General features: G+C 61.0%; 4 protein-coding genes and 1 pseudogene. 2 read left to right on the forward strand and 3 right to left on the reverse strand.

The window, feature by feature from the left end:
* Window positions 1-502: TetR family transcriptional regulator (locus EOA86_RS27645; RefSeq protein WP_128344582.1), on the reverse strand; the 502-nt coding region annotated here is incomplete at its 3' end.
* A gap of 196 nt (window positions 503-698) precedes the next feature.
* Here EOA86_RS27645 and EOA86_RS27650 point away from each other — a divergent pair.
* Window positions 699-1,187 (forward strand): RidA family protein, encoded by a 489-nt coding sequence (locus EOA86_RS27650; protein ID WP_128344578.1) that lies wholly within the window; start codon window positions 699-701, stop codon window positions 1,185-1,187.
* 82 nt (window positions 1,188-1,269) lie between these two features.
* Window positions 1,270-2,103, forward strand: coding sequence for a haloacid dehalogenase type II (locus EOA86_RS27655; RefSeq protein ID WP_348627945.1), 834 nt, complete (start codon window positions 1,270-1,272; stop codon window positions 2,101-2,103).
* A 129-nt stretch (window positions 2,104-2,232) separates the two neighbouring features.
* On the opposite strand, the gene EOA86_RS27660 is transcribed toward EOA86_RS27655, so the two are convergent.
* Both EOA86_RS27660 and EOA86_RS27665 read right to left on the reverse strand, forming a co-directional pair.
* Window positions 2,233-2,682: a DNA polymerase III subunit chi gene (locus EOA86_RS27660; RefSeq protein WP_128344580.1), complete on the reverse strand. Its 450-nt coding sequence runs from the start codon at window positions 2,680-2,682 to the stop codon at window positions 2,233-2,235.
* A gap of 19 nt (window positions 2,683-2,701) precedes the next feature.
* Window positions 2,702-3,335 (reverse strand): annotated as a pseudogene (locus tag EOA86_RS27665) (leucyl aminopeptidase); the annotation flags it as partial.

Consider the following 3,335-nt stretch of genomic DNA (forward strand, 5'->3'; position numbering starts at 1 on the left):
TCACATAGTTCCAGAGTGACCATATCGCGACGTTCAGATCTGCGTCCGCTACACCGGCTCCGGACAAGGTCTTGCTTAGCAGTTCTAGGCGGCTGAGCATGTTCGGCCCGAGCGCCCGGCGCGGCAACAGCGACGCCGACCAAGGATGGCGCAGCATGCTGGCGCGCCAGTCTTCAAGCATATGAACGACTTCTCCGCGCCAGTCTTGAGACTCACCCATTTGTGGCGGTCCGCGATATTCGAGCACCGAGTCGAGCGCCAGATCAAAGACATCCTCTTTGTTGTCGACGTGCCAATATAGGCTCATCACGCCCGAGCTAAGGCGATCGGCCAGCCGACGCATGGTCAATCCGTCGACTCCCTGGGCGTCCAGCAGTTCTACCGCGGTCGCCACGATGCGTTCCCGAGAGAGCGGCGGTTCACTGCGCGCCTGCATTGGCTGGAGCCACTCACTTGTCGGTTGAGACCGTTTGCTCCGGGCGCCGGTACGTTTGGCTGCCATCCGCTCTTCCTCGCTGTTGAGAACGTCGATTTTGACCGGCAACGCAAGGAATGTCGATCTTGGACGATTGACTCGTACGGTGTACCATACGATGACTCGTACGTCGCACGAGTCATCATATGAGCGATACGGTTAAAGTTCAATCATACCGGCCGCGAGGGTACGTTGGTCGCAGTCCGCAAAGCCAAAGAAAATCATGTCACACGAAATCAAGCATCTGCTTACCGGAGGGCTAATCATCATGACCATGGGAGTTCCCACTGCGACGACAGCGAATGAGAACGATCTCAAGCTGACCATCGTCAATCCACAAAACCTCTACGACCCGTCGCCGAACGGCTACAGCACGGCGGTGATCACGCCCCGCGAAGCCCGGGTGGCCTACATCTCCGGACAGGGCGGCCAAGACAGTACGGGAGCCTTGTCGCCCGACTTCGCTGTCCAGGTCGAGCAGGCCTACACAAATTTGCGTACCGCCCTCGATGCGCTCGGTGCCAGGCCGGATCAGGTTGCAAAGCTCACGGTCTTCGTGGTCGATCACGATATGTCCAAGCTTGAGGTGTTGACCAAGAACATCAAGAAGATGTTCGGCGAGGCGCTGCCGGCGCAGACCCTGATTCCCGTGCCCAAGCTTGCAATTGACCCCATGCTCTTCGAGGTGGAAGCCGTCGTCATTCTGGAGTAGTGGTTAGATCTCCTTTCGCAAATATCCTAAGCTTCGCGATAGTTTCACCCTGTCCATCCAGTCAATGGTTTGCCTGTCGCAAATGTCCTCGCAAAAGTGGTGTTTCGCGACCGATTTTGGCGACAGCCGCAAGGGGTGCTCGCCACCCGAATGCGACGGTCATGCAGTTGTGCGGATCGAGGAGCCGAATGTGATGGTCTTGGATGCTGTACGTGCCTTGGTGTTCGACGTATTCGGCACTGTTGTCGATTGGCGCAGCGGCGTGGCGCGCGAAGCTGAACCGTTCCTGAAGCGGTATGGAGCCGGAACGGCCGTTCCTACCGCTTTCGCGGATGCGTGGCGTCGCCGTTACTCGCCAGCGATGGAGGAGGTGCGCAGCGGCCGGCGGCCCTTTACACGTCTCGACGTGCTGCATCGGGAGAATCTGAAAGCTGTTTTGCCGGAATTCGGGATCGACCCGGCTTCGGTGCCAGCCTCCGAACTGGACGAACTGAACCTGGCATGGCACCGATTGGAGCCATGGCCGGACGCGGTGGCCGGCCTCACGCGGCTGAAGGCCCGCTATATCATCGCGCCGCTCTCGAACGGTAACATCGTCCTTATGCTCAACATGGCGAAGCGTAGTCGTATCCCCTGGGATGCGATCCTCGGCGCCGAACTCGTGCAAGCGTACAAGCCGATGCCGGAAGCTTATCTTCGCACCGCTGACGTGCTGGCAATGAAGCCGGATGAGATCTGTCTTGTGGCCGCCCACAATGGCGACCTTGCAGCGGCTCGGGCATGCGGACTACGAACAGCCTTTGTCCCGCGTCCGACCGAGCACGGGTTAGCGCAGACCACGGACTTGCACCCAGACCAGGCCTGGGACCTGGTGGCCAGCGACTTCATTGACTTGGCTGAACGGCTTCAGTTGTAGCGCCTCTCAACGATCAGCAAACCATCCCCTTCAGGGTTCCTCCACATTTCGGTCCGATGCTCTCTCGGAGTCATGACCCAATTGCGCAGCGATCTGATCCCCAGGTCGAGGATAGCCAAGACGGCAGCTTTACGCCTTGCGTTCCCAGCGCCGATCTGAAGTCTGCTGCCAATAGGTGACCACGTGGCCGGCTTCCTTCATCGTCTTCCAGTGCGTGCGCGCCGCCTCGACCTGGGCCGCATCGTGGCCGTCGAACAGGAACACGGCGCGCTCATAACCGGTAAGCTCCGGCGGCACGGCGCCGTCGACCAGGAAGCGGATCTGCGCTTCGTTCGGATTGTCCTGGCCGGTTGTCAAAAGGATCGGCTGCTCGGCCAGATGGGATTCGCGGTCGGTCGCATGCGCCAGGAACGAATCGTCCCTGAAAATCCAAAGATGCTGGTCGAGCGCGTCGCGCCGCTCCTCGGTGCCGGTCTGCACCACGGCGCGCCAACCGCGATCGATGCTGCGCTCGAGCAGACCGGGCAGCGCATCCTCCAGCGTCGATTCGGTCAGGTGATAGAACAGGACGTCGGCCATGATCGCGCCTTGAAAGGCCTCACCCCTCATAGTTGTCGCGCACCAGCCGGTCGAGCAGCCTAACGCCGAAGCCGGAGGCCCATGACTGGTTGATCTCGCTGGACGGCGCGCCGATTGCGGTGCCGGCGATGTCGAGATGCGCCCAGGGCGTATCCTTGACGAAGCGCTGCAGGAACTGCGCCGCGATGATGGCGCCGCCATAGCGGCCGCCGATATTCTTCATGTCCGCATTTTTCGAGTCGATCAGCTTGTCATATTCGGTGCCGAGCGGCATCCGCCACACTCGTTCCTGCGTCGCCTGCCCGGCGCTCGTCAGCCTGTTCGCCAGTTCATCATTGTTGGAGAACAGGCCGGCATAGTGCTGGCCCAGCGCGACCATGATGGCGCCGGTCAGCGTCGCCAGATTGACCATGAATTTCGGCTGGAAGCGATCGTTGCAGTACCACAGCGCATCGGCCAGAACGAGGCGGCCTTCGGCGTCGGTATTGAGCACCTCGATGGTCTGGCCCGACATCGAGGTGACGATATCGCCGGGGCGCTGCGCATGGCCGTCGACGGCATTTTCCACCAGCCCGACGATGCCGACGACATTGGCCTTGGCCTTGCGGGCGGCCAGCGCGTGCATCAGCCCGGTGACCGCGGCAGCGCCGCCC

Source organism: Mesorhizobium sp. M5C.F.Ca.IN.020.32.2.1 (assembly GCF_004023105.1).
Classification (GTDB): domain Bacteria; phylum Pseudomonadota; class Alphaproteobacteria; order Rhizobiales; family Rhizobiaceae; genus Mesorhizobium; species Mesorhizobium wenxiniae.

Coding starts and splice junctions, on each gene's coding strand:
- EOA86_RS27650 (WP_128344578.1), top strand. CDS start 699: ATGTCACACGAAATCAAGCATCTGCTTACCGGAGGGCTAATCATCATG.
- EOA86_RS27655 (WP_348627945.1), top strand. CDS start 1,270: ATGTCCTCGCAAAAGTGGTGTTTCGCGACCGATTTTGGCGACAGCCGC.
- EOA86_RS27660 (WP_128344580.1), bottom strand. CDS start 2,682: ATGGCCGACGTCCTGTTCTATCACCTGACCGAATCGACGCTGGAGGAT.